The organism is candidate division KSB1 bacterium (assembly GCA_022566355.1).
Classification (GTDB): domain Bacteria; phylum Zhuqueibacterota; class JdFR-76; order JdFR-76; family DREG01; genus JADFJB01.
On the sequence record JADFJB010000006.1, the window covers coordinates 1 to 23,538 of the forward strand.

A 23,538-nucleotide genomic window follows, 5' to 3' on the forward strand; every position below is an offset into this window, starting at 1 on the left:
AAACAAACAAAACAAACCTTGCAAAATGTCCAGATCAGGTTGGCCGAAGTGGATAACCTGAAAATGAAGATGGCGCAGTTGGAAGCCTATTTGCAAAAACTAACATCGTTCTCAGAAAATCAAAATAGTCCAGTGGAAATCAGTTTAATGCTAAAGAAAAATTCTCAAGATAAATAATCGTAAGAACACAAAACCTATTTAAAGCCTTTTTTAAAGAAGCTATAACGAGAATTTTAGGAGCATAACATGAAGAACCCATTCTCAATTTTGTTCAACACCGCATTATTTTTAATTTGCAGCCAGCATAGCATCGCCCAAATCACCGTATCCAAAAGTGTAATGAGCAATGGCGGTGTGGTTGTTATCAACGGCGAATATGCCATGCTGGGAACGGTTGGACAAACATTCGTCGGAGTTACTGAGAATTCAACCCATGTAAACCGGGTCGGCTTCTGGTATCTTACCGATCAAACAGTGGCAACAGATGTTGCTGATGAAACAAATACCAGTTTACCAACTGAATTCGGTCTTGACCAAAACTATCCAAACCCCTTCAACCCGGAAACAGAAATTCCATTCCGGATTCCGGAAGAATCCGATGTTGTATTAAAGATATTCAACATTCGCGGCCAGCTTGTGCGTGCACTCATACAAGCTGATTACACGCCTGGATTTCACAGCATTCGCTGGGATGGCAAGGATAACAATGGCATGACTGTTTCGAGTGGTGTGTATATTTATCGATTTCAGGCTGGGGAATTTATTCACGTAAAGAAGATGAGTTTGCTTCGTTGAGTGAGGACTTCAATAGCGATACCATCGCTTCGGTACTAACTAATAAATTGTTTTTTTAATTGGAGGTTATTATCATGAGAACAAAAAATTGTTTCCGTATTCTTGCATTCATGCTGCTATTGATTTTGCCGGGACTTGTCCTGGGGCAGATTCCACAAACCATGAGTTACCAGGGTGTCCTGACCAATCCGGAAGGTCGGGTGGTGGCTGACGGCATGTACACGATTACCTTCAATCTCTATACCGCTGCCAAAGGCGATCAGCGAATTTGGTCCGAGACCCAGACCATTGAAGTAAAGAATGGCCTATTCAATGTTGCTCTTGGCAGTGCGACCCCTCTGGATATTCCCTTTGACAAGCCGTATTGGCTCGCGGTAACCGTAGGCGACGGTTCAGAAGCAAGCGAGCGCATGCAACTCACCGCATCGGCCTACAGCTTACATGCACGTTCGGTGTCGGATAGCGCCATAACCAGCAATAAGATTGCCAGCGGTCAGGTGGTCCGAAGCATCAACTCGATAACCGATGATATAAAACTGGTTCCAGGGGAGAATGTGACCATTACCCAGGAAGGGAAATCCCTTGTCATATCAGTGAATATCGATGGGAAAGGTGAAGGTAATATCGATTCGGAATCGGAAAGTTTATTGAAAAAAGCCAAACCCCCTAAACTTAAAAAGGATTGGAAGACAGGAGGTAACGCGCTCACTGACCCGAACATTCATTTCCTGGGCACCACTGACGGTCAGCCTCTTGTTATCAGGACAGACAGCGTAGAGGTAGTGCGCATCGATGTAGCGGGTAACGTTGGCATCGGGACAGACATACCAACAGAGAACCTGGATGTCGCTGGTAAGGTGAGAATCCGTACTGTTGATGCGGCTGCTTCTGTAAGTCCCAGTACAGAAGTTATAGTACTTGGTCCAAATAATGTGCTCGAATCGGAAGATGTTTTTACTCTCGCATTACAAGGACCCACCGGTCCTACTGGCGCGAAGGGCGATACAGGTGATGCGGGTGCGCAAGGTGCCACTGGCCCAACTGGCGCGAAGGGCGATACAGGTGACGCAGGTGCTGACGGAGCCACAGGTCCTACCGGTCCCACACCGGAGACGCAGGTGCTGACGGAGCCACAGGACCCACCGGAGACGCAGGTGATACCGGCGCCACGGGGCCCACTGGACCGACCGGACCTACAGGAGATGCAGGAGATACTGGGTCTATAGGACCTACTGGGCCAACTGGGCTCACAGGTGATACGGGTGCCACGGGGCCCTACTGGACCGACCGGACCCACTGGTGATACGGGCGATACTGGGCCTACAGGGCCTACCGGTCCCATTGGCGGAAGCGATGGAGAAGTCCTCTATAACAACGGCGGCGTTGCGGCTGGTTCTAATATCTTTTTCGATGCCTCGAACAACCGAGTCGGCATCGGCACGACATCGCCAGATCCACGAGGTCTTCTACATGTGCAGAAATCAAGTGGCCCCGGAGGCATTTTGATATCGAATAGTGGCACTACCAGTGGTGATCCTGCTGAGATAATTTTTACCAGGAACGCAACAGCCTTCAATATTCCTAACAGTGCGGCTATCGGTATGGCTCCCGGCAGAAATATGTTTATTCTTGTGAACGGGCAGGATAGGCTCAATATTGATACCTTTGGCAACGTCGGCATCGGCACGCCGACTCCGGGAAGTAAACTTGTTGTGGTAAGTCCAGATGACAATGGCTCTACAGAGGTTGTCAAAGCAATCTCTAATAATGGAAATCAATCTACATCCCTTACTTTTACTGGTTTAAGGTCAAATATTGGTGCTGGTTTAGGATTTTCTACAAACGGATCAACATCTTTTTCCCTTTCTATTGATACCTTTGGCAACGTCGGCATCGGCACGATTAGTCCCCAGGATAAGTTGCAAGTAGAAGGAAACATAGCATTTCCAAATCAGAACGAGACCGCCAACTTTCACATTGGCAGGTGGGTAGGTTCGACCACCCCCGCTTCAACCAACAGGATCATCTTTGGTGGTGCCGGGGAGAACTCCCTGACCTTCCACACGCACCGGGCGGGAGTATCCAATCAGGATGCCATGCATATCGATGGTGTGGGCAACGTCGGCATCGGGACGCCGAACCCGAATTTCCCGTTGGAGATGGGCAGCGGCGCCCATGTGACAACCGGCGGCGTCTGGACCAATGCTTCTTCGCGGGAATACAAGGAAAACATACGGGACCTGACCATCGAAGAGGCCATGACCGCTCTGCGTGAGCTACAGCCGACGAGATTCAACTATAAAGTCGATAAAGAGGAAGAGTATGTGGGATTCATCGCCGAGGACGTACCCGAGTTGCTGGCGAGCAAGGATCGAAAAGGGCTCAGTCCGATGGATATCGTAGCAGTGCTCACAAAGGTGGTTCAGGAACAACAGAAGAAGATAGAGGCGCTGGAGGCCAGGCTCAACGCTGGGCAATAGAGGCATCTCCTGGAAGGAAGTAATAGAGATACTTACTCTGTAAGGAGAATTAGTATGAGAAAGTCAAATTCAATTTGGGTGTTGATCGCTTTTGCTGCTGGTATCCAAATCCCGCGCATCCGGTTATTGTCTAGTTTGCCCTATTTACTTGGCTGTCATGGCCGAGAGCCTGGACGAATTCGAGAAGCGTTTGAAGGCGGATGGAATCATATAAGGTCCATCTGCTGAAATTAGCCGACCGTGATATTAGAAAGATTGACGAACAACAAATTAGGCGCATTCTGGATGTGATTCGGTCGCTTGCGGAAGATCCTTTTCAGACACAGCACAAGAAACTAAAGGAATAGGAGTCAGCATACCGTTAGCGCGTCGGTGATTATCGTGTAATATATGAGGTAAACAAAGCGAAAAGGACCGTAAAGATTTTCTACATTCGACACAGAAAAGATGTTTATCGAAAGTAATGCACCGTTTCCTCACAACCCGACGATCACTTTTTTTTGGATAACCCCGCCTTAGCGATAATTCTCCACAATCTGCGCAATCTCCCCCTCACTCAGGTCCGGCAACTCGGATCTCCTGGTCCGGCTTTTGGTGCTTGCTGATGTTTTCCAGGTAGGTCACGTAGAGCCCGTTTCACCGGGTCGTAGATGTCGTGGTAGGTTTAGATTGGAATATATAGGACACGGTTTATCCATTCTTCTGCTTCTGTTGCAATCCAAAGCAGGATTAGTTCTCAATAGCTGTATGAACACTGAGATGCTGTGGAACAATTAGGACACCTGGGCTTTCTTGTGAGGAAATAAATTGCGCGAAATTGCCTGGGTATGCTCTTTTTATCATGCTGTGACCAGGATGCGCTCTTCGTCTGCAGCAATTTTAAGAACATCTAAATCGAGTTTTCCCTCAAGCCCGGCTGCCGTTGCCGTTTGAAAGTCGATGGCAGGTTCACGGCGAATAACACCATTTAGAATAATGTGACTGAAGTCAGCATCGGCCTGAAATTTAGTTTTCAAATCAGTTCTGCTTTTCGTTTTCGTCTGGCATCAGCCAGTTTGAGGTAAAAACCGGGATCTGCTTGCTGAGCAGTTTTAAGTTTAGCTTCATAATCAGCCCGTTGATTTTTGAGGTATGCGTCAATGTTCTTTTTGTTGGCCAGGTAATAGGCAATGGCGCCGTAAACCTGCTCAAGGGAGAGCACAGGAAAAGCCTGAGCAATACTTTCAGCGGATTGCCCCTCCAGGAAAGCATAAACCACAGAATCAAGAGAAACTCTACTTCCTACAATCCAATAACCTTCTTTCCGTTTTTCTATGTATGGTTTTTTCATCGTATTTCTCCTGAAAGGCGTTGATCAACTCCAAGGAGCTCAAGAGATCCTAATTATCTATCGATAATCGCTTTGCTCCTAGATAGCATGTGTCTCTGTGTGCACAAATAATATTACAAAAACTAATGACAAATCAAACCTTTTTGGGACAACCCTAGCCTATCTGTAGTTCTCCACAATCTGCGCGATCTTACCTTCACTCAGATCGGGGAGCTCGATCTCGTAGTGAAACAGCGTGCTCTCCGTCACCACCGTTTCACCTGGCCCGTGCAGCTCCAAGCGGATCTCCAGCAGCCAGGGACCTTTGCGACAGTAGTCGTCCCACTTAAGCGTGCGCTCGATGTAGAAAAGTTCGTTATTAATAGCGTCCGCGAGGCGCTGCTTCTCTTTGTTATGCCTTTGCAGCTCGGCATTCCCGGCTTGCGTGGTGTCCGGTGCGTGCACCTTCACAAACTCTGCAACTTGAGGCTTGAGAATGTCCAGCCAGCGCCGGCGGCGGACCAGGGCGTCTTCCAGCTTAGGCCAACCGAACTCCCGCAGCTTAACCTTGCCGCTTCTCTTGAATTCCTCGATCTGTTTTTCGCTCAGACGCCAGGGGTATTTCGACCATTGAAAGGATTCTAACTTCTTACTCTCCAGATAGGCCTCGAAAGGACTCACCACTTCTTGGAGCTTGGCAAGAAGCTCGTTGAAGTCACGGTCGAGTCGTGCGTGCAGGCTGTCGTTGGAGAAATGTTCCTGGACGAAGGCTGAGTCGCGATAGGCGCCTGGGCAGATTTGTGCCTGTCCGCGCGCTGCAATGGGAAGAAAAAGGGAGAACAGCCAGAAGCCGGCAGTAATCGAGCTAAGCCGCGTTTTGGCAATCGATAGCATCAGAGGTTCTTGGAAAATTTTCTGAAGGATCATTTTTGCGAAAGCCGGGTCCGTGACTTGCTTTTCAGTTCCTCGTGCGTCCCTTACTGCAGGTAGAGCTGGTCGTGGCGTCGTGCTTCAGTTTCGTTTCCCAGCTTCCAATATAGGGTGGCCAGATGGAATATCGCTTCCGTGTAGTCTGAGTCGAGTTCAAGCACTTTTTTGTAAAGCACTGTTGCACGAGACCAATCGTGCTTGGACGCTCCGTCTCTGTAAGCGTAGGCCAGGTTAAAGTTTCCCTGGACGTGTGTTGGGGCGACCTGGAGGAGTTCCTTGTAGTAGCGGATCGGCCTCCGTCCTGTCGCCAAGCTTTTGATGTGAGAACGCCAAATTGAACAAAAGATCAGGATCCTTGGCCTGTGACGCATCTAATTCGAGAAGTTTCTGATAGCTCGCGTGTGCATCTTGGTACTTTCCCTGCCTTTTGTGGAACTCGGTGAGCCACCTGTAGCCTTTCAGATAGTTAGGACGGAGACGAATGGCAGCGAGTAATTCTCTTTCCGCATCTTGGATTTGTCCATTTTTCTCCAGACCATACGCTAGATGTAAATGCGCCTCAGGCGGTGGGTTCTTCTTTTGGTATCCGGACACGTCTCTTGGGCCCTCGTGTCAAGGCTAGCCGAAGTTTTCTCCTCCACCGGCCTTGGAAAGTGGAAAGGCTGATTTCCTCATACTGGCCCCAACCCACATTGCCGATGTACAGGGTAGCTCGGAGCAAACGCTATCCCTACCGGTAGTTTAAAACTCCTGCCGGAGGCTGCGTTTCTAGTAACAAATTTGGACGGCAATTGCTGGGCGGAGACACTTCCCCACGAAGGTCAAGAAAGCGCCAACTAAGGCGGTCATGGTACGTCTGGTTATCATGGTTGAACTCCCAAATGTTGAATTGCCCAGTACAGGAGGCACCGGGTGGCTATGAATAATTACAAAGACTTACGGGCTCAAATGGGACTGAGCGTAGCTCCTAAGAAATCAACTCACCATTAATGTTGATCATTTTAGATTTGTAAGAAATTGAGAGTATTAATTTATTGTGGGATTTTCAATTAATCTCAGGTAGGAAGTAGTATCTGCAAATATCAAATTTAAAAAAGTAGGGGGGGGGGTAAAATATTCATCCTTGGCAGGTTTTTCTCATGTGTTTCATTGGTTATTAACTTTTACTCGAACATTCATGGGACCTTTGGGCGGTACGGCGATCTTCACAGAAGCTCCTGAAGTTATTTGATTGCCAACCTTTCCGTTCTCGTCTACTAGTGCATTAGATGGTAATGAGAAATAACCCTGGCCATCAGCGACACTTTGGTCAATTACGAGAATCCCGGTAAACACCGTTCCAGGTACGGATCCGTTAAGATTCACAGTTGTGGTTGAACTGTCGCTTTCATTAAAAACCAAGAGAGAGGGCAATGTTGTAACAAGTTTCGAAGTTGTTAAAGTTACCTGGATGTTTCCGGTCTTAACAGGTGATGGGTTGTCAACTGTAACTGTTGCGGTTGGTACAGCATTGGTTATATCTACCGGCTCGAAACTCAATGTAAAATTTTGTTCCTGGGGAAGTCCACTCGCAACATTTTTTGATGAATGCATGCTATCACATAAAGATCGCCAGTTTGGAGCGGGGTACTTTCCGCCGATGCTTTCAGTGCGCACCTTGACTCTGTCAGAATAAACTTCGACATATTTGTAAACTCCTCCTTCAAAATTTGCTGCCACAGTGGTATAGATCATATCATCAGGGCTATCAAATGTTAAGTGATCAGATGAAGACAAGAAGCGTTCACCATTCTTATGTTGACCCGCAGAGGTCATATGATCGTGGCCTGCAAAGGAAATTAAAACATTGCCATGAGTTTTGAGAGTATTTATTAATGTTCCATTTTTCTTCAAATAAAAAGTTGAACAACTAGAACATTCACATCCAAGGTTAGAATTAGGGCCTTTATCGTCCCGGGAATAAATGGCATTGGCATGAGTAAAATAAAATACTTTCTTGTCTTTGTTCGTTTTAAGTACATCGTTCAACCAGTTATTATCTGGGTTTCCACCATGTTTTACACCTTGGACAACAAAGAGAAAACTGCCTTGAGTCCAGTAATAGTTAAACTTATCACCAGTCGTTCCGTTGTAGGGTTCGCTACCGAAAACTTCAATATAGCCCGCTCCATTGTCATGCTCTATTTTGCCCCATTCACACTTACTGCTCCTTGAGGAGTTTTCATCATACCAATGTTCCCTGTGAGACATCGTATCATGGTTGTGTGTTAAAAGATAATAAGGAGCTTGTAAACCATCAGCAATACTCTTGAAATCCTGAAATGCTTCCGCTGTCGTTCCTGCTACTTTTTTATCATTACCGCACCCCTCGGTAATTGTCCTTAAAGCTCCTTCAATATTATCTCCGGTAAATATAACAAATCCAGGTTTGGGGTGATTGGTTTGACTGTTAATCGTGTTTACAAAATCATTCAGAGCATTGTTGTATTTATTTTCTGGTCCATGCCAGTTATCACTTATATGTGTATCTGATACTTGCACAAAAGTAAAAAGCAGAATCTCACTCTGAGCCGGAGCTGGAGATTCTTCTTTTGTCAATGATGAATTATTTGGTCGATTAATTTTCAGAGACCCTACATCAACACTAGCACTAGCATTAGCATTAGCATTAGCATTAGTACTTATCAAAAATGTTAAGACAAAAGTCAAACAATATATAAATATTAAGCAATAGGGAAGATGGCTGTTAAAAGAATGGTACAATCTTGAACATTTGGCTAAGTTATCAAGAAGTTTTTTCATAAACTCCTCTCTGATTCTAGATGCACAAAGGTGCATGAATAAAATTTTATGATCTATATTATTTGGCAATTGTCTTTCTGCCGCTAATAATTAATTTGTTTAAACTCTATTAAAACTCTACTGTAAATGCTTGAATACACGCCTAAATCTCTAATCGGCATGATCACATAGTTAGTTAAACATTAATAGAAAGGTTAAAGAGGATAAACTTTGAAACTAATACTAATACAGTATACTCCGGATTAAAAACTTGTCGAATTCACGAAAAAATAAACACATGATGTCCCCTGGAATTCACTGTTAAACCAGGAACCCACTTTCAAAATAATCTTTAATTCCGGATCGGATATCAATTTTGGGTATAAAGCTTAGCTTTTCCTTTGCGAGGGTCATATCACACTCCGTATAATCCTGGTAGGTGTCCTTGTATGGATTGTCAAAATATTCGGCTATTCTGTTGGTCCCCAATATCTCATTTAGCATATCAATCAGCTTATTGAACATAACAGCCTCGCCATAGCCGCAATTCACAACACAACTTTCACGAGCTTTTGCCGCAAGCATATTTGCCCGAACCACATCCTGGATATAAATGTAATCGCGTTTTTGTTCTCCGTACTTGAAGAGCTTGGGATTGCCATTCCGCATCTGTTGTGCAAGGTGATAAATCATAGTTGCACGTTTACCTTTATGATTCTCCCGCGGTCCATACACATTGCAATATCGAAGTCCGACAATGGTTACACCGGGGTGCTGATCCGCAAATACCATAGCAAAATCATCCAACATCTTTTTGGACTCCGCATACGGTGTGTTTAGATCGAACGGCCCTTCTTCTTTGTAAGGCGCCGGCAATCGACCATAAATTGCTGTGGTCGAAGCATAAACGATACGTTTACACCCTTTTTCCACGGCATATGAAAACAGCTTTTCGGAGGATTCAAGATTGGCGCGCAGCATTTCTTTTCGATCCATTAACCTCGTATCGTTGATGGCTGCCTGGTGGAACAATACATCAAGTGCACCGATTTCATTCCAATCAATACCAATTAAACTGGGCTGTAAATACTTACCGGAAAACCCCGGCAACTGCTGTTCGGCATCATGGCCGGTAATCGCAACCTCCCAACCTGCCTGTATAAGATGAAGGACTAAATTCGATCCGATAAAACCGGTGCCGCCTGTCACCAAACATTTCATTTAACTTTCTCCTCATGAATGACTTTTCAAAATAACAATTAGGCCTGATCTATATCATAGCGCAGCTCAAGGCTGTAAACAAAAAATATACTTTAACAAATCAGATGTTCATTTTTAGACAGGATAAACAGGATTATCAGGATAAAAATCCAGTATATCTTGTTAATCCTGTCAAAAAAAGAAAAACAGCTATTAAAAAGTTTGTTCAAAAAACAAAGTTTTACACTGTAATAGCAAACCTTATCACTGTCATCCCGGAAGGATCTATTTTACAACTAATTTATACAACCAATTTTACTATTCCCTTTTTATGGAAATAGATCCAGTTGCGACGGGATGACATTAGGAAACTTTAAGCTTAAAAGCTGATTCATGAATTCCAAGTTTGTAATATACTTCACAACATTGTGGTTTACAAGACAAGGTTAAGGTTGATGCTAAGGATAAAATCAAGGTTAAGGTTGAGAATAAGTTTAGTTAGTGACTGAACAAAAACACCCAAGCTGTCATTCCCGCATGCTTTCAGGCAGTTAGATAACTACCAAAATGTCACCCCAGAATGCTTTTATCGGGGGTCTATTTGCATTAGTTAAGTACTCGCTTATGAACATGCAGAGGTGAAAAACCGGTTCTCGGACACCCTGGCTTTTATCGCGGATCTTTAACCACTTATAAAAATATTCGTGCTTGACTAAAATGAAATTAGATATTACTTTTAAGAAAATTAGCATTAAATAAACTATCTAAATAAATGATAATAAATATGGATAACTAGCCTTTCATTTTTTATCTGAACTCGAAGAAAAGCAACATAAATTTCATTAATACAAATGCATTACCATTTTTCCAAATACGGTTTTCCGCTTTTTCTTCTTTCTTTATTTATCCTATTTTGGAGTTGTGAACCGCAAAAGGAAGATCTAAGTGAACAAGAGTTAGCTAACAAACACAAGGCTGTCTTGCTGAATCCCGACCATGAATTCTGGCAAGAAACTGCGCCAGAACTTTTCAAAGTAAAAGTTGAAACTACAAAAGGGGATTTTGTCATTGAAGCTCATCGAAATTGGGCGCCCATTGGAGTAGACCGGTTTTATAATCTTGTGCGATCCGGTTTTTTTGACGATTCCCGGTTTTACCGGGTGAGGGTGGGTTTCATCGCGCAATTTGGCCTGCCGGGCAATCCGGAAATAACCAAAGCCTGGGAAAAGCGAACCATGCCGGATGATTCTGTTAAACAGAGTAATATTAGAGGAACTATTGCCTATGCCATGACCGGCCCGGACACAAGGACTACCCAACTGTATATCAACTATGGCGATAATTCAAGATTGGATGAGCAAGGATTCGCCCCGATTGGTCGTGTAATTGAAGGGATGGCTGTTGTGGATAGCCTATATTCAGGTTATGATGAAAGCGCCGGCGGGGGTATGCGTGGGGGAAAACAAGGCAAGATCTTGGAATTCGGCAATGCCCACCTTGATAAAGAATTTCCCAAACTTGATCGCCTGGAAAAGGCATATATTTTATTATAAGAAAAATGACCTTTCGCTTAAGGTGAGTTTTTTCAAGAACAAAGCGTTAACCGGCTTTAACATTTCTGATCTGTTGGGGGTCATAGTTTTGACCTTGAGTTCAATTTTAAAATTGTTTTCTCTTCAGTCTGTTAAACCTGTATACCATTGTATGTTCCGGTTCCCATTTGCTCATAAAAATCAAATTGAATGTGAAAGAATAATTGTTAGTTTTCATAAAATAGTGCATTAATTTACGTATTATATTCAAAACAATTATTCAAGGTCTATGTGTTACAAAATTTTATGTATCGGTGAAATTCTCTTTGATATCTATCCGGATACCAGGCATCTTGGCGGCGCCCCTTTTAATTTTTCATATCACATGCATCAATTGAGGAATGAAGTTGCATTTGTCAGCAGAATAGGAGACGATGAGAATGGCAAAGAAATTCTCAGGATCCTGAAAGAATGCGATTATCCGATTGGTTTCATTCAAATAGATAAAGACCATCCTACCGGCAATGTGATGGTTGAGCTGGATGCAAAAGCAGTCCCGACGTTTACAATTACTCCCAATGTGGCATACGATTTTATTGAATATGATGATGGCGTTCAAAAACTTCTCGACAATGTTGACCTGTTCTATTTTGGAACCCTGGCGTTAAGATGTCCGGTTTCCCAAAAGACGATTCAAAATATTTTAAATAATCGTTTACCAACGACAAAAGTCTTTTATGATATCAATCTTAGGCAAAATTTTTATACCGAGACAATCCTTCGTGAATCACTACAGCAGAGCGACATAGTAAAACTCAATAATAATGAATTCAAATTTCTGAAAGAATTATTGAATCTTTCACATTCTGAAGTTGAGGCAGCTAACTCTATTTTACAAAAATTTGAACTATCAGTCTTATGCATCACGAAGGGTGAAAAAGGCAATGTTCTTTATACTGAAGATGAAAAACTGGATTTAAAACTGTCAGCTGCATACCAGAAAAATAGTATCGATACTGTTGGCGCCGGAGATGCTTTTGCGGCCATCCTGGCTTTTGGTATTTTAAAAAAGTGGGATTTTTCTACAATCCTGAAAAGAGCAACTGATTTCGCCGTAGATATTTGTGAGATTCCCGGAGCCATTCCAAGAGATTCCGAATTTTATCAAAAATATAAAGATGAATGGAACCTTTAACAGAACTCCGACATCTCACTTCTGTTTACCTATCTAAGATTTGATCTTTAATTTAATTTATTTCACACTTTGAATTCAGGTGCTATCTGTGATGCCGCCTGCTTCGCCGTTTATCATGCCGTTCTACTTTACCTTTAACGTTCCTGATACTAACTCCGCCGGAACCGTCATCACCGATAACCACATTGCGTTCAACCCCATTGATAGTAATTGAACCCGATCCGTCTTCCACGTAGACACTTCCCAGTATATCCCTAACCAAAATGCTGCCTGAATTGTCGTCAATTTCAACGTCACCTTCAATGTCTCTAATCTCTAACCTTCCCGAACCATCATTTACATCCACATCACCTATGATTTTTTCAATGGTCAATGAACCGGATCCGTCATGAATATTAATATTCCCTTTTAGATTTTCGATCTCGGTGTAGCCGGAACCATCCTCTATGACCAGGTTCATTTCGTATGGTATTCTAACAATTAGATTAACCAGCGCTGATTTTCGCCTGCCGAAAAAAGAACGGGATCTACGTGAATGATGAAAGGTACTGATCAGGACGACTCGTTTGCCTTCACGTTCTAATGAGAGTTCTAAATTATCCTCTAGAAATTCATCAATATCTTTTTTGCGAATACCCTTGACGACAATCTCAGCTTCAACTTCTATCTTCTTTAAACCCTCGACTCCCCTAATCTTAAGAAATCCCGCTCCGGCTTCAATTTCTAATTCTTTAATGCCGTTTGCGGATAATTCCAGATCCCTGGTTTCCCGCTGTGCAAAAGAAACGCTTGAACAAACGAGAATTAACACAGTCAAATAGATGAACTTTTTCATATTTTACTCCTGGAAATTTTACAAGTTGATTAGCATTAATATGTTTGGCTACGTTGTAAAGTTGAAAATGGTTTCATTCTTATCCACTTGCATCAAAAATCTTAAAATCATACATTAACCTGGATAATTCATAGCCATCAAGACTCAAAGACACAAAGCTTTAAAAAATAAAGGTTAAGAAAGATTGATTTTTTATATTGACATAAAATTGGTTCATAGTAATTTTCTTTATAACTTTAATATTCTTAGTGACTTAGAGTTTTTGTGGCAAAAATTCATGAATAGTGCAGGTTAATAGATATTGTTGTTATATAATCAAAATTGGGAGTTGTTATGAGACGTTCTCGCATCATTGGGGTTGGCAGATATTTACCGCCCAGGGTTGTTACCAACCAGGAATTAGAACAATATATGGACACAAGTGACGAATGGATACGAGAGCGTTCGGGCATCGAGGAAAGACATTGGGTCGATGCGGAAACCACGACTTCCGATCTTGCCTACCAGGCTTCAATAGCTGCGCTGGACAATGCAAACATAAACGCCGAAGAAATCGATTTTATCATTCTTGGTTGTTTAATGTCTGATTTTTTCTTCCCGGGCGCCGGGGTTATGCTTCAAAATAAATTGGGTTTGAAACACATCGGTGCACTGGATGTTAGAAACCAGTGTTCCGGTTTTATCTATAGCCTCTCAATAGCCGACCAGTTTATTCGCACTGGAATGTATAATCGTATCCTGGTGGTTGGCGCAGAAATACATTCAAAAGGAATGGATCTCAGCACTAGAGGGAGGGATCTTTCGGTACTTTTTGGCGACGGCGCCGGCGCTGTTATCATGGAAGCAACAGATGAAGATCGCGGTGTACTTTCCACTCATCTTCATTCTGATGGCTCGCAAGCAGAGCACTTGTGTTTAAAAAGGCCGGGTACGGCAACGGCACGATTTATTTCGGAAGAGACCTATACATCCGGTGAATATTTTCCTTACATGAATGGCAGGGAAGTATTCAAAAATGCCGTAGTCCGTTTTAACGAGGTAATCAACGAGGCATTAATCGCGAACAATATTCAGCCTGAGGACATCAAGCTGGTAATTCCCCACCAGGCCAATAAACGCATTTCCGAAGCTGTCGCGCATCGGCTCAAGCTGCCGAAAGGGACGGTGTTCAGCAACATCGAAAAATACGGCAATACAACCGCCGCCTCAATTCCAATTGCCCTGAGTGAGGCCCTAGAGCAGGGATTGATTCAAAACAACGATCTTATTATTCTGGCTGCTTTCGGTTCCGGTTTTACCTGGGCGTCGGCTGCTATAAAGTGGTAAAGATTTTTTATTTTGAAATTAGTTCTTACAGAAGTGGTAAATAAATCCAGGGGAATCATGCGCAAATTCAACCTGCTTGTACTCTTTCTTGTTTTCATAAGTCTTACTGCAAATGCACAAGAGATTAGTAGTTCTATCGTTTGTCCCGGTGTTAAACATCATACTTACTATTTTGATGATCAACCATGGACAATAAACCTTTTAGAAGTAGATTTGGCAAATTCCAATGTGGATATCGAAACCATAAAAGCCAGGGATTTGGTAGCAGGTTATGAAACTACCAGGCAAATGTCTGCCCGCAGAAGTTTCAATAAACATTGGATTGCCGGTGTGGTAAACGGCGACTTTTATCAAAAAGGCGGCACACCCATCAATACACAGGTGATCAACGGTAAAATTCTAAAATCTCCGAATAACCGTTCACTTTTTGGTATTTACTATGACAAGACGCCATTCATTGCAGTGCCATCCTATTCCGGAAAAATTGTGCTCACAAAAGGGAATACTTATGCGATCCAGGGGATCAACCAAAATCGCGACTCGAATCAACTGGTTCTTTATAACAGCTTTTTCGGAGACTCAACCGGCACCAATCGCTATGGAGCCGAGATCAGCTTTCGATTATTGGATGCATGGGCAGTGAATGAACCTTTCCGGGTGATTGTTTCCGAAATTGATTCCGTTAAGGGCAACGGCGAGATTAAAGTTAATGGCGGACTTCTATCAGGTCATGGTTGGGCTCGAGTTTGGCTTCTCATGGAAATGTCTTTGGGCGACACATTAAAGCTTATTCTTAAGCTTACAAAATCAGACAAAAAAATTAAGGAGGCGATTGGCGGATTACCCCGAATCATCCGTGATGGGTTAACCTCAATTGAGAAAGGGGGAAGATTTGCAGATGTTCGTCACCCCCGTACCGGTATTGGTTTCTCTGAAGATGGTTCAAAACTATTTCTATTTACAGTGGACGGCCGCCAGGAAAACTACAGTAAAGGAATGACACTTTATGAAATGGCCGATTTTATGCGAAGTATTGGCGTGTACCAGGGGATTAACCTGGATGGCGGCGGATCCACCACTATGGTGGTTGCAAACAGAATTGTAAATCGACCCTCTGATGCTACGGGTGAAAGACCGGTTGCGAACGCATTGCTGGTTATTTCTAAGGAGCCATTAATAATAAGGGATAATCAGAATCGTTAATTTATGAGCTTGGTTGATGCCATCGCTCCATGTAATGACATCAATTGTAGTGAGTATTTATCCCTATTATTCATAAAAATTATTCATTTCATTTCCGATAATTGTTTCATTGACTTTAGAAATTTAATCACCTATCTTTAGACTTTCAATTTGAACAAACTATACATGATAATAAAAATATTTTGGAGATATAATAATGGATTTACAAGCTTTATCAAAAGAGGCACAGATAAGTTGGAAACAAATAACGTCTAAATATTCGAATCCGGATTGGCGTCGAAGCATGTGGCAAACCTTGAATTCACTGCTCCCCTATTTTATCCTATGGTATTTAATGTACCAAAGCCTGGCAGTCTCCTACTGGCTCACCATTGCCTTAGCCATACCTGCTGCAGGTTTTTTAACCCGTATTTTCATCATTTCTCATGATTGCGGTCATGGCGCATTTTTCAAATCTAAAAAGGCCAACTCAATACTTGGTTCATTTTGTTCGGTAATGATTTTTACACCTTACCATCGTTGGAGACATGAACATGCAATTCATCATGCATCCGCTGGTAATTTAGACGGACGCGGGCTTGGCGATATTTGGACTTTAACCGTAAAGGAATTCCAGGAGGCACCGCGTTGGACAAAATTTTACTACAGGTTCTACCGAAATCCGGTAGTCATGTTCACCATAGGGCCTCTTTTTATATTTTTGATTAAATATCGATTTACACGCAGCACATCCAGTACGCGGGAACGTAATAGTAATAATAGAACCAATTTTGCACTTTTAGGTATTTTCATTCTAATTTCCCTAACGATTGGTATCAAAGCTTTTATTCTAATTCAGGCGCCAATTTTTATCTTTTCTTCGGCAACCGGTGTGTGGCTTTTTTATGTTCAACACCAATTCGAAGGTGTCTATTGGGAACGTAAGGAAAACTGGGATTATGTTACTGTCGCATTAGAGGGCAGCTCTTTTTACAAATTGCCTAAAATTCTGCAATGGTTCTCCGGCAACATCGGTTTTCACCATATCCATCATTTAAGCCCAAGAATTCCTAATTATTTCCTGGAGAAATGCCACAAGGAGAATTCAATCTTTCATAGCGTAAAGCAAATTACTTTATGGTCCAGTTTAAAATCCATAACCTATCGTCTTTGGGACGAAGAAAACCGGAAGATGGTTCATTTCCGTTACCTTCGGAAAATTCAACCCTCTATGAATGCAGCCGGTTAAACTGGGTATAATTGGCTGTGGCATTGCAGCAAAGGAACTTCATTGGCCCGCCTTAAAAGAACTGAAAGACCAGTTCGAGATAACTCTCATTTGTAACCATACCGAGGGAAAAGCGAAAGCGTTTTCTCAATTAATAGGAAATGTCCCATATGTGTTGGACTATCGGGAACTGTTGCAAAGTCCTGATGTAGAGGCTGTAGATATAATCCTTCCCATCGATTTAAACTATAAAGTCACAAAAGAAGCTTTACAGGCAGGGAAGCATGTGATGGTCGAAAAACCATTGGCTGCAAATCTTAGCGAAGCAAAAGAAATGTTGTCGTTTGAAAGACAATTTACCCAGGTAAAAATGGTTGCTGAAAATTTTCGCTACCATCCCATTTTCTACAAAGTAAAATCTTACATTGATGATGGAAAAATTGGCGAACCCTATGGAGTGATTTGGGATATTTTTCATTTTATCGATGAAATCAAGAATAAATTTGCACAAACAAAATGGCGAATAGACCACAAGTACCCCGGTGGATTTATCACTGATGGCGGCATTCATAATATTGCCGCTTTGCGTGTGCTTTTTGGTGATATTATTTCCGGCTCAGCTTTTACGAAATCGGTTAACCCTAAAATCGGGGAAATGGATACGTTCAGCTTTCAATTCTTAACTCCAGGTAATATCCACGGCGTTTTGAATATCTTCCTGAGTGTAAATGGATTTTCCCAGAACCAGCTTTATGTTTTAGGCAAGGAAGGCACTATCCTTATTAAGGATCTAAGTGAAATCACACTGAAAACAGCGAAAGAAGAATTGTGTGAAAATGTAGAAGGCAGCCTTGGTTATAAGGAAGAATTTGAAGATTTTTATAAGGCCATCCGCACGGGAAAGAATGTAACCAGTTCTTTTGAACAAGCCTATCGAGATTTAGAGGTAATGATCAATGCCTTACAATCAGCAGAAAGATGGCCGGAGTTTGAGTTAAATTGAGTGTCATACATGATCATAAAAAAGACTCTATTTCTGTAATCTTCTTTTAAGGAATTTTCCCTTCGTTATCTTCCAATAGTACATTTAATCTCTTGCCTGCTATTTTCTAAGTCGTTACATTATTCTGTAAATTGAACGGTTCACCCATTCAATACTTTTAGAAGGAGATCAATAAATGAACTTTTTTCTGCGCCTGGTTCTTACTTTAATCCTCTTTCCAACAATTCTTGCAGCAGATAACTATCCTCGCAACGAGCGTATCGATATACTTCATTACACTTTCAAAATTACTTTGGATGATCAAACAGATGAAATCATGGGTGAGACCACAATTGATGTGAGATTTCTGGCTGATGGAATAACCGAGCTTGGTCTCGATCTGATAGGAAAGGCATCTGAGCAAACCGGCATGCATGTTGGTTCAGTCTTTCGAAATGAAAAATCTATAGCATTCAGCCACACAAACAATAGAATTGTTATCAAATTGATGTCACCCTCACAAGCCGGAGAACACCGGTCGTACAGTATCTCGTACCGCGGCATCCCCGCAGATGGTTTGATCATCTCACAAAACAAATACAACGAAAGAACATTCTTTGGCGATAATTGGCCGGATCGTGCTCGTCATTGGCTGCCAACCGTAGATCATCCCTCTGACAAAGCTACTTGCGATTTTATCATCATTGCCCCGAATCATTACCAGGTTATTGGCAATGGCTCCCTGCGAGAAGAGACGGATTTGGACGATCATACTCGACTTACACACTGGCATGAAGCAGTGCCCATTCCAACCAAAGTGATGGTGATCGGTGTGGCCAGGTTTGCGGTTGAGACTGTATTTACTTATGAAGGTATCCCGATCCAAAGTTGGGTTTATCCCCAGGATCGTGAACCCGGTTTTTATGATTATGCACAGGCAATCCGGGTGATCCAATTCTTTTCAAGCCATATTGGTCCCTACCCTTATGAAAAGCTGGCAAATGTTCAATCCAAAACCCGCTACGGTGGTATGGAAAACGCCGGTAATATTTTCTATAGCGAAAGGAGTGTGACTGGAAAACGCCGGAGTGAATCACTTATCGCCCATGAAGTCGCCCATCAATGGTTTGGCGATTCCGTTACTGAAGCGGATTGGCACCACATCTGGTTGAGTGAAGGATTCGCGACCTATTTTACCCAGCTTTATATGGAATTTACTTATGGTCGCGATAAAATGATCGGATCCGAAACCGGGGAAAGACGCAGCATGAAAGGCTCACGGCAACGAGTCATTCAATATTTTAACGAAAATCCTGCCAGTCCAATTGTTGACACAACCATTACTGATCTCAACCTACTGCTTAATGCAAATTCCTACCAAAAGGGCGGTTGGGTACTCCACATGCTCAGGCACGTCGTTGGCGATGAAGCATTCTGGCAGGGGATCCGGGAATTCTATAAACAATTTCGGGATAGCAATGCATTGACGGAAGATTTTCAGCAAAAAATGGAAGAGGCATCCGGAAAAGAACTGTCCTGGTTTTTCCGGCAGTGGATTTACCAGCCCGGGCATCCAAAATTCGAAGGCTCGTGGAAGTTTGATGAAAACAAAAAAGAGCTGGTCGTTAAATTGAATCAAATTCAGGAAACCGGGGTTTTGTTTTCCATGCCCGTGGATCTTGGCATATACACTGAGGATGAAGGTGTTCCTCGCATTGAAGTGCTAAAGATTAATCAAAAAAAACATGATTTTACTTTTCCAGTTGACAAGAAGCCAAAGAAAGTTAAATTGGATCCCAACACCTGGTTGTTAATGGAAGCGGATTTCAAGGAAAAATTGAACTAATGAGTTGTTAAAATATGCTGAACTGGTGTGGAAATAGTGATCGCAAAATAACCAATTTTCAAATAAATTACAATGACTAATACTCAATATCCAATCTGTAGTTTCTTGTTTGAATATTTGTTTTTGGAATTTGACAATTATTTATATTTTGAGAATTGTCTATTGGAATTTAAAAAAAAGAGGTCTGAATGAACACAGAAAACAATACAACTACCCCTCAGCAACCGACACTACGCCGGACATTAGGCCTTTTAGAAGGTGTCACCATCCTCATCGGTATTACGATTGGAGCCGGTATCTTCTCCACTCCCCAAATTATCGCAGGCTACCTGGATTCATTCTACTCGATCATCGGGTTATGGATTTTGGTTGGCGCTTTTGTGTTTATCGGGGGATTAATATATGGGGAGCTCGGAAGTCGATTACCCAATACCGGCGGCGAGTATGTCTATATTAGTAACTGTTTTGGGCCTTTTGCCGGCTTCATGTTTGGATGGGCGCAGCTCTTCATTATTCGCACCAGCCCCGCTGCTGGTTTAGCCATTATAACTGTAAACTACTTTGAACATTTTGTCGAACTAAGTTCTTTTGCTCATATGGTAGCAGCAATATTTGTCATTTTTATTTTCGGCGTGGTCAATTATATTGGAATTAAACGGGCAAGCATTTATCAAAACATATCAACGATATTAAAAGTCGGGGGGCTCGGTTTTCTTGTAGCTTTAGGACTTATTCTGGTTGGAGGTCACGAAAACCTATTGAGTACAAAAGCTCCACCTACCGGTACATTAGGACCCACGGGTAACATGGTGGCAGCCCTTATGCTGGTCGTTTTTTCATATGTCGGATGGGATCGTGTGGGCTATTCGGCGGGCGAGATGAAAAATCCAAAAAGAGTCATCCCCCTCAGTATGTTCATAGGAATGGGGTTGATTATTTTGATTTATGTTCTAGCTAATTTGCTTTATTACAGAACCTTAGGAATTGAAGGTATGCGCGGTAGTACGATCGTGGCTTCTGAAACCGCAACACAATTAATGGGTCCAATTGGAGCCGGATTTATCGCCATCATTGTAATGATCTCAACAACCGGCAGTATCAACGGAACAATGATGACTGCCCCGCGGGTTTATTACGCCATGGCAAAAGACGGTTTATTTTTCAAATGGCTTAATTATATTCATCCTAAATTTCGCACCCCCTCTCGGGCCATCATTGCCCACTGCATTTGGGGTACTGTAATTCTGATCGTTAGAGGTTCGTTTGAAAACATTGTAGCCGGAATGGTATTTGCCATTTTGATATTCTACATCTTTACTACCTTTGCATTATTCAAGTTGCGAAAAAATGAAGTTGGGGGTACAGATGTTTTTAAAATGCCTTTCTACCCGATTCTTCCAGTGATTTATCTGGTTGGAATTATTAGTCTACTTGTTTCACGCGCCATTTTTGAATGGCAGAAATCATTGGTTGATATTGCCTTTATTGCTTCTGGTCTGCCATTCTCGATTTTTTGGTTGCGGAAGAAAAAGAAGGGTTGATAGGTTTGATTTCGTCAAATAACTTCAAATTAAAAACCAAAACATTCTAATGGAAGTAATGAATAATAATTCATACACTGTAACTTATTTATAAATGATCAAGATAAAAGGAGTTAAAGATGAATATTTTCGTGGGAAATTTAGCACAAGAAGTAACCGAAGAAGATTTAAAAGAAGCCTTTGCCGCTTTCGGGCAAGTTACATCTACAACCGTAATTAAAGATATTTTCACCAGGGTATCCAAAGGATTCGGATTTGTGGAAATGCAGGGCAAGGCTGAAGCCCAATCTGCAATTGAAGGCCTAAACGGCAAAGATTTGAAGGGAAAAAATCTGAATGTGAATGAAGCTCGTCCTCGCAAAGAGCGTGGCAGGGGAGGCAAGCGAGGTGGTGGACGGCGCTAACCGACCGGTTTAACAGGATGCGATAATGTCTGAAACCGTTACCTTACGAGATGATTCGGGAATTATTGAAATCTACTCTTTTGGTAAACCAACCGAAAAAGACAAACTCCGGACACAAATTACTGTTGAGCAGATCTGCCAAGAGAAGGATGTGTCCGGTGTTCTTGTTGATGCCAGTAAATCAACTTCCGTTCCGACTATTTTTGCCAATTTAGATTATGGAGCAAATTTATTCCGGTATAATGCCATACCCAGAACTGTTCGATATGCGATAGTCCCCTCTGAAACAATAAAAGAAGACTGCGGATATTATGTAACGGTTTGCCAAAAACGGGGATTATTCATACGGCTTTTTGATTCTGTTGGGGAGGCTGAGGAGTGGTTGGTGAGTTAGCTGATTTCAGAAAATTAAAATAAGTTGCAACTAATTATAATTCTATCACAACTAATTTATTAATTTTTGACAATATACAAACAAACATTTGACATTGATTAAATAAATGCTTTTTTTATGAGAAATTAGAAAAGGGTAATCACATTACGAGGTATTATAATTAAATTCCAAAATCCATTTTCTATAAAAAGTTTTTTTGATTTTAGTAAAACCCTCTATGAAAAACTAGATCAATTACAAATATTATGAATAAAATTTAGAAAATATCTTTACTTATTATCTTGTTTATTTTAATTGCACTTATAATATTTGACGATCTCGTAAAAAGTCGCCTTTGTTTTAAAGTATTGATAAATAGTTAGTTAACAGCATTTAGTTCTTGCATTTAATCGTCCAAATACTTACCTTATCTCATTGATATTAAATAACATAAGGCAAAAAGGTGATAAAGGTCAAAAATCGCAACAACTTGTATCTCAAAGGCATGTTGGAATGAATATGGACCGAATCGAGGCGCTGGAGACTGGTATCAACCTTATAGACTTCCTTAAGTCTATCTGTTGCATTTGCCTTTTTTATTATGCTTGATTTTCTCTGGAGCATAGCCTTGGGGACAACGTTTGACTTCATGTGTTTGCTGGTCAAATTCGAAATCAACTAAATTGTGTTTTGCTTTTTACCCGGGGTTGGAGCGATTAACTCAACCTTGTGTTCTTTGGCTTTTTCCTTGTTTTCCTGGCTACCGTAGAGGGTGACTATATTTATCATAGAGTGTCAGAGCCAATCTTTTTTCTTCATTTGTTATTGCCATTTTTATACCTTTATATCTTGTTTTCAAATTTTTAATGTACTGAATAATAAAAGGTTTAACTTTTTCATTAAGGTTTGGATGATCTAACAAAGGTATCAATAATTTATCATTTAAAAGTTGATAATCCATGCAATACCACCGGTAGTCACCAACCGTAGAGTGTGAGTTACTCATCAAATTTGGTGTGAGATATATTAAAAAATTAACATCACTACTATGATTCTGAAGAAGCCAATCTGCGTACTTAATTGACTGGTCGTTTCTCGGTTTTGAATCTATTTTCAGTTCAAAAATTATATTAACTATACCAACATTGCCGGATTCATCTGAATATTTTGCGGATAAAAAGATATCAAATCGACCAACACCAGTAATACTTGTCTCTGAGGGGAAGTTCTCATTTGGAGTAACTTGGAAGGTCTCAAAATTGGCCGTGGGCAATATTTTCAACAAGAAATCATTTTTATGATTATTGGGCTTCAGGCTTTTTTCATCCAATAACAACATCAAAAAGCGTCGTAAAACATAATCGCCTAATAAATGCGATCCTGTTGTATCAAGCAACCAACCAAAAAATGAAGAATGCCATCTTTCATAATGAGTTCTTCCTACAATTTTAAAAAAATTGGGTTCGCTTAAAATATTTTCAAATTTAATAAATTATGGCTCTGAGATAAGATTTATTAATCTCTCTGTGAAATTATTTGATTTATTTTTCTTCACTCAAAGTTTCCATTTTCTTCAATTTAAATTAAAATTATTTTAAA

The 23,538-nt window shown here is 41.6% G+C and carries 23 protein-coding genes and 2 pseudogenes; 16 read left to right on the plus strand and 9 right to left on the minus strand.

Annotated elements, in window-relative coordinates:
- The 6 genes and pseudogenes from IIC38_02140 to IIC38_02165 form a co-directional block, all read left to right on the plus strand.
- On the plus strand, nucleotides 1-177 hold a 177-nt coding region (locus tag IIC38_02140; GenBank protein MCH8124754.1), incomplete at its 5' end, for a hypothetical protein.
- 69 nt (nucleotides 178-246) lie between these two features.
- Nucleotides 247-795, plus strand: a complete 549-nt coding sequence (locus IIC38_02145) for a T9SS type A sorting domain-containing protein (GenBank protein ID MCH8124755.1) — start codon at nucleotides 247-249, stop codon at nucleotides 793-795.
- Between the two features lie 410 nt (nucleotides 796-1,205).
- A pseudogene (locus IIC38_02150) lies at nucleotides 1,206-2,153 on the plus strand (collagen-like protein).
- Between the two features lie 243 nt (nucleotides 2,154-2,396).
- Nucleotides 2,397-3,275: a tail fiber domain-containing protein gene (locus IIC38_02155; GenBank protein MCH8124756.1), complete on the plus strand. Its 879-nt coding sequence runs from the start codon at nucleotides 2,397-2,399 to the stop codon at nucleotides 3,273-3,275.
- Nucleotides 3,276-3,329: 54 nt separating this feature from the next.
- Nucleotides 3,330-3,503, plus strand: coding sequence for a hypothetical protein (locus IIC38_02160; protein MCH8124757.1), 174 nt, complete (start codon nucleotides 3,330-3,332; stop codon nucleotides 3,501-3,503).
- A 158-nt stretch (nucleotides 3,504-3,661) separates the two neighbouring features.
- A complete protein-coding gene (locus IIC38_02165) occupies nucleotides 3,662-3,739 on the plus strand; it encodes a hypothetical protein (protein MCH8124758.1) in 78 nt (25 codons plus the stop codon).
- A 200-nt stretch (nucleotides 3,740-3,939) separates the two neighbouring features.
- Here the strand turns inward: IIC38_02165 and IIC38_02170 are convergent.
- The 7 genes and pseudogenes from IIC38_02170 to IIC38_02200 form a co-directional block, all read right to left on the minus strand.
- Nucleotides 3,940-4,291: pseudogene (locus IIC38_02170) on the minus strand (hypothetical protein).
- Complete coding sequence (locus tag IIC38_02175; protein MCH8124759.1) at nucleotides 4,288-4,605, minus strand: DUF433 domain-containing protein; 318 nt, start codon at nucleotides 4,603-4,605, stop codon at nucleotides 4,288-4,290. Before IIC38_02175 ends, IIC38_02170 begins: the two are co-directional and overlap by 4 nt.
- Before the next feature lie 159 nt (nucleotides 4,606-4,764).
- Nucleotides 4,765-5,511, minus strand: coding sequence for a hypothetical protein (locus IIC38_02180; GenBank protein ID MCH8124760.1), 747 nt, complete (start codon nucleotides 5,509-5,511; stop codon nucleotides 4,765-4,767).
- Nucleotides 5,512-5,561: 50 nt separating this feature from the next.
- Nucleotides 5,562-5,690: a tetratricopeptide repeat protein gene (locus tag IIC38_02185; protein MCH8124761.1), complete on the minus strand. Its 129-nt coding sequence runs from the start codon at nucleotides 5,688-5,690 to the stop codon at nucleotides 5,562-5,564.
- 55 nt (nucleotides 5,691-5,745) lie between these two features.
- A complete protein-coding gene (locus tag IIC38_02190; GenBank protein MCH8124762.1) occupies nucleotides 5,746-6,108 on the minus strand; it encodes a tetratricopeptide repeat protein in 363 nt (120 codons plus the stop codon).
- 552 nt (nucleotides 6,109-6,660) lie between these two features.
- On the minus strand, nucleotides 6,661-8,316 hold the full coding sequence (locus IIC38_02195) for a metallophosphoesterase (protein MCH8124763.1): 1,656 nt from the start codon (nucleotides 8,314-8,316) through the stop codon (nucleotides 6,661-6,663).
- Nucleotides 8,317-8,616: 300 nt separating this feature from the next.
- Nucleotides 8,617-9,516, minus strand: coding sequence for an NAD-dependent epimerase/dehydratase family protein (locus IIC38_02200; protein ID MCH8124764.1), 900 nt, complete (start codon nucleotides 9,514-9,516; stop codon nucleotides 8,617-8,619).
- Nucleotides 9,517-10,346: 830 nt separating this feature from the next.
- Here IIC38_02200 and IIC38_02205 point away from each other — a divergent pair.
- Nucleotides 10,347-11,048 (plus strand): peptidylprolyl isomerase, encoded by a 702-nt coding sequence (locus tag IIC38_02205; protein ID MCH8124765.1) that lies wholly within the window; start codon nucleotides 10,347-10,349, stop codon nucleotides 11,046-11,048.
- A gap of 268 nt (nucleotides 11,049-11,316) precedes the next feature.
- A complete protein-coding gene (locus tag IIC38_02210) occupies nucleotides 11,317-12,222 on the plus strand; it encodes a carbohydrate kinase (protein MCH8124766.1) in 906 nt (301 codons plus the stop codon).
- An 82-nt stretch (nucleotides 12,223-12,304) separates the two neighbouring features.
- Here IIC38_02210 and IIC38_02215 read toward each other — a convergent pair whose 3' ends face one another.
- Entirely contained in the window at nucleotides 12,305-13,057 is a 753-nt protein-coding gene (locus tag IIC38_02215; protein MCH8124767.1) for a hypothetical protein, read from the minus strand.
- Between the two features lie 333 nt (nucleotides 13,058-13,390).
- Between IIC38_02215 and IIC38_02220 the strand changes: the two genes are divergently transcribed.
- The 8 genes from IIC38_02220 (at nucleotide 13,391) to IIC38_02255 (ending at nucleotide 21,960) form a co-directional block, all read left to right on the plus strand.
- Complete coding sequence (locus IIC38_02220; protein ID MCH8124768.1) at nucleotides 13,391-14,383, plus strand: ketoacyl-ACP synthase III; 993 nt, start codon at nucleotides 13,391-13,393, stop codon at nucleotides 14,381-14,383.
- Nucleotides 14,384-14,395: 12 nt separating this feature from the next.
- Nucleotides 14,396-15,586: a phosphodiester glycosidase family protein gene (locus IIC38_02225; protein ID MCH8124769.1), complete on the plus strand. Its 1,191-nt coding sequence runs from the start codon at nucleotides 14,396-14,398 to the stop codon at nucleotides 15,584-15,586.
- A 196-nt stretch (nucleotides 15,587-15,782) separates the two neighbouring features.
- Nucleotides 15,783-16,814, plus strand: a complete 1,032-nt coding sequence (locus tag IIC38_02230; GenBank protein ID MCH8124770.1) for a fatty acid desaturase — start codon at nucleotides 15,783-15,785, stop codon at nucleotides 16,812-16,814.
- Nucleotides 16,801-17,796: a Gfo/Idh/MocA family oxidoreductase gene (locus IIC38_02235; protein MCH8124771.1), complete on the plus strand. Its 996-nt coding sequence runs from the start codon at nucleotides 16,801-16,803 to the stop codon at nucleotides 17,794-17,796. Before IIC38_02230 ends, IIC38_02235 begins: the two co-directional genes overlap by 14 nt.
- Nucleotides 17,797-17,971: 175 nt before the next feature.
- Complete coding sequence (locus tag IIC38_02240; protein MCH8124772.1) at nucleotides 17,972-19,621, plus strand: M1 family metallopeptidase; 1,650 nt, start codon at nucleotides 17,972-17,974, stop codon at nucleotides 19,619-19,621.
- Nucleotides 19,622-19,809: 188 nt separating this feature from the next.
- On the plus strand, nucleotides 19,810-21,162 hold the full coding sequence (locus IIC38_02245) for an amino acid permease (GenBank protein ID MCH8124773.1): 1,353 nt from the start codon (nucleotides 19,810-19,812) through the stop codon (nucleotides 21,160-21,162).
- A gap of 119 nt (nucleotides 21,163-21,281) precedes the next feature.
- The gene (locus IIC38_02250; protein MCH8124774.1) at nucleotides 21,282-21,566 is read left to right on the plus strand and encodes an RNA-binding protein; all 285 of its coding nucleotides are present in this window, start codon (nucleotides 21,282-21,284) and stop codon (nucleotides 21,564-21,566) included.
- A 25-nt stretch (nucleotides 21,567-21,591) separates the two neighbouring features.
- Complete coding sequence (locus IIC38_02255) at nucleotides 21,592-21,960, plus strand: hypothetical protein (protein MCH8124775.1); 369 nt, start codon at nucleotides 21,592-21,594, stop codon at nucleotides 21,958-21,960.
- 739 nt (nucleotides 21,961-22,699) lie between these two features.
- Here the strand turns inward: IIC38_02255 and IIC38_02260 are convergent.
- Entirely contained in the window at nucleotides 22,700-23,428 is a 729-nt protein-coding gene (locus IIC38_02260) for a PD-(D/E)XK nuclease family protein (GenBank protein MCH8124776.1), read from the minus strand.
- Nucleotides 23,429-23,538: the final 110 nt, after the last annotated feature.

What these genes read in the sequence shown, in the direction of transcription:
- IIC38_02145 (MCH8124755.1), top strand. Translation starts at nt 247, where the DNA reads ATGAAGAACCCATTCTCAATTTTGTTCAACACCGCATTATTTTTAATT.
- IIC38_02155 (MCH8124756.1), top strand. Translation starts at nt 2,397, where the DNA reads ATGGCTCCCGGCAGAAATATGTTTATTCTTGTGAACGGGCAGGATAGG.
- IIC38_02160 (MCH8124757.1), top strand. Translation starts at nt 3,330, where the DNA reads ATGAGAAAGTCAAATTCAATTTGGGTGTTGATCGCTTTTGCTGCTGGT.
- IIC38_02175 (MCH8124759.1), bottom strand. Translation starts at nt 4,605, where the DNA reads ATGAAAAAACCATACATAGAAAAACGGAAAGAAGGTTATTGGATTGTA.
- IIC38_02180 (MCH8124760.1), bottom strand. Translation starts at nt 5,511, where the DNA reads ATGATCCTTCAGAAAATTTTCCAAGAACCTCTGATGCTATCGATTGCC.
- IIC38_02195 (MCH8124763.1), bottom strand. Translation starts at nt 8,316, where the DNA reads ATGAAAAAACTTCTTGATAACTTAGCCAAATGTTCAAGATTGTACCAT.
- IIC38_02200 (MCH8124764.1), bottom strand. Translation starts at nt 9,516, where the DNA reads ATGAAATGTTTGGTGACAGGCGGCACCGGTTTTATCGGATCGAATTTA.
- IIC38_02205 (MCH8124765.1), top strand. Translation starts at nt 10,347, where the DNA reads ATGCATTACCATTTTTCCAAATACGGTTTTCCGCTTTTTCTTCTTTCT.
- IIC38_02210 (MCH8124766.1), top strand. Translation starts at nt 11,317, where the DNA reads ATGTGTTACAAAATTTTATGTATCGGTGAAATTCTCTTTGATATCTAT.
- IIC38_02215 (MCH8124767.1), bottom strand. Translation starts at nt 13,057, where the DNA reads ATGAAAAAGTTCATCTATTTGACTGTGTTAATTCTCGTTTGTTCAAGC.
- IIC38_02220 (MCH8124768.1), top strand. Translation starts at nt 13,391, where the DNA reads ATGAGACGTTCTCGCATCATTGGGGTTGGCAGATATTTACCGCCCAGG.
- IIC38_02230 (MCH8124770.1), top strand. Translation starts at nt 15,783, where the DNA reads ATGGATTTACAAGCTTTATCAAAAGAGGCACAGATAAGTTGGAAACAA.
- IIC38_02235 (MCH8124771.1), top strand. Translation starts at nt 16,801, where the DNA reads ATGCAGCCGGTTAAACTGGGTATAATTGGCTGTGGCATTGCAGCAAAG.
- IIC38_02240 (MCH8124772.1), top strand. Translation starts at nt 17,972, where the DNA reads ATGAACTTTTTTCTGCGCCTGGTTCTTACTTTAATCCTCTTTCCAACA.
- IIC38_02245 (MCH8124773.1), top strand. Translation starts at nt 19,810, where the DNA reads ATGAACACAGAAAACAATACAACTACCCCTCAGCAACCGACACTACGC.
- IIC38_02250 (MCH8124774.1), top strand. Translation starts at nt 21,282, where the DNA reads ATGAATATTTTCGTGGGAAATTTAGCACAAGAAGTAACCGAAGAAGAT.
- IIC38_02255 (MCH8124775.1), top strand. Translation starts at nt 21,592, where the DNA reads ATGTCTGAAACCGTTACCTTACGAGATGATTCGGGAATTATTGAAATC.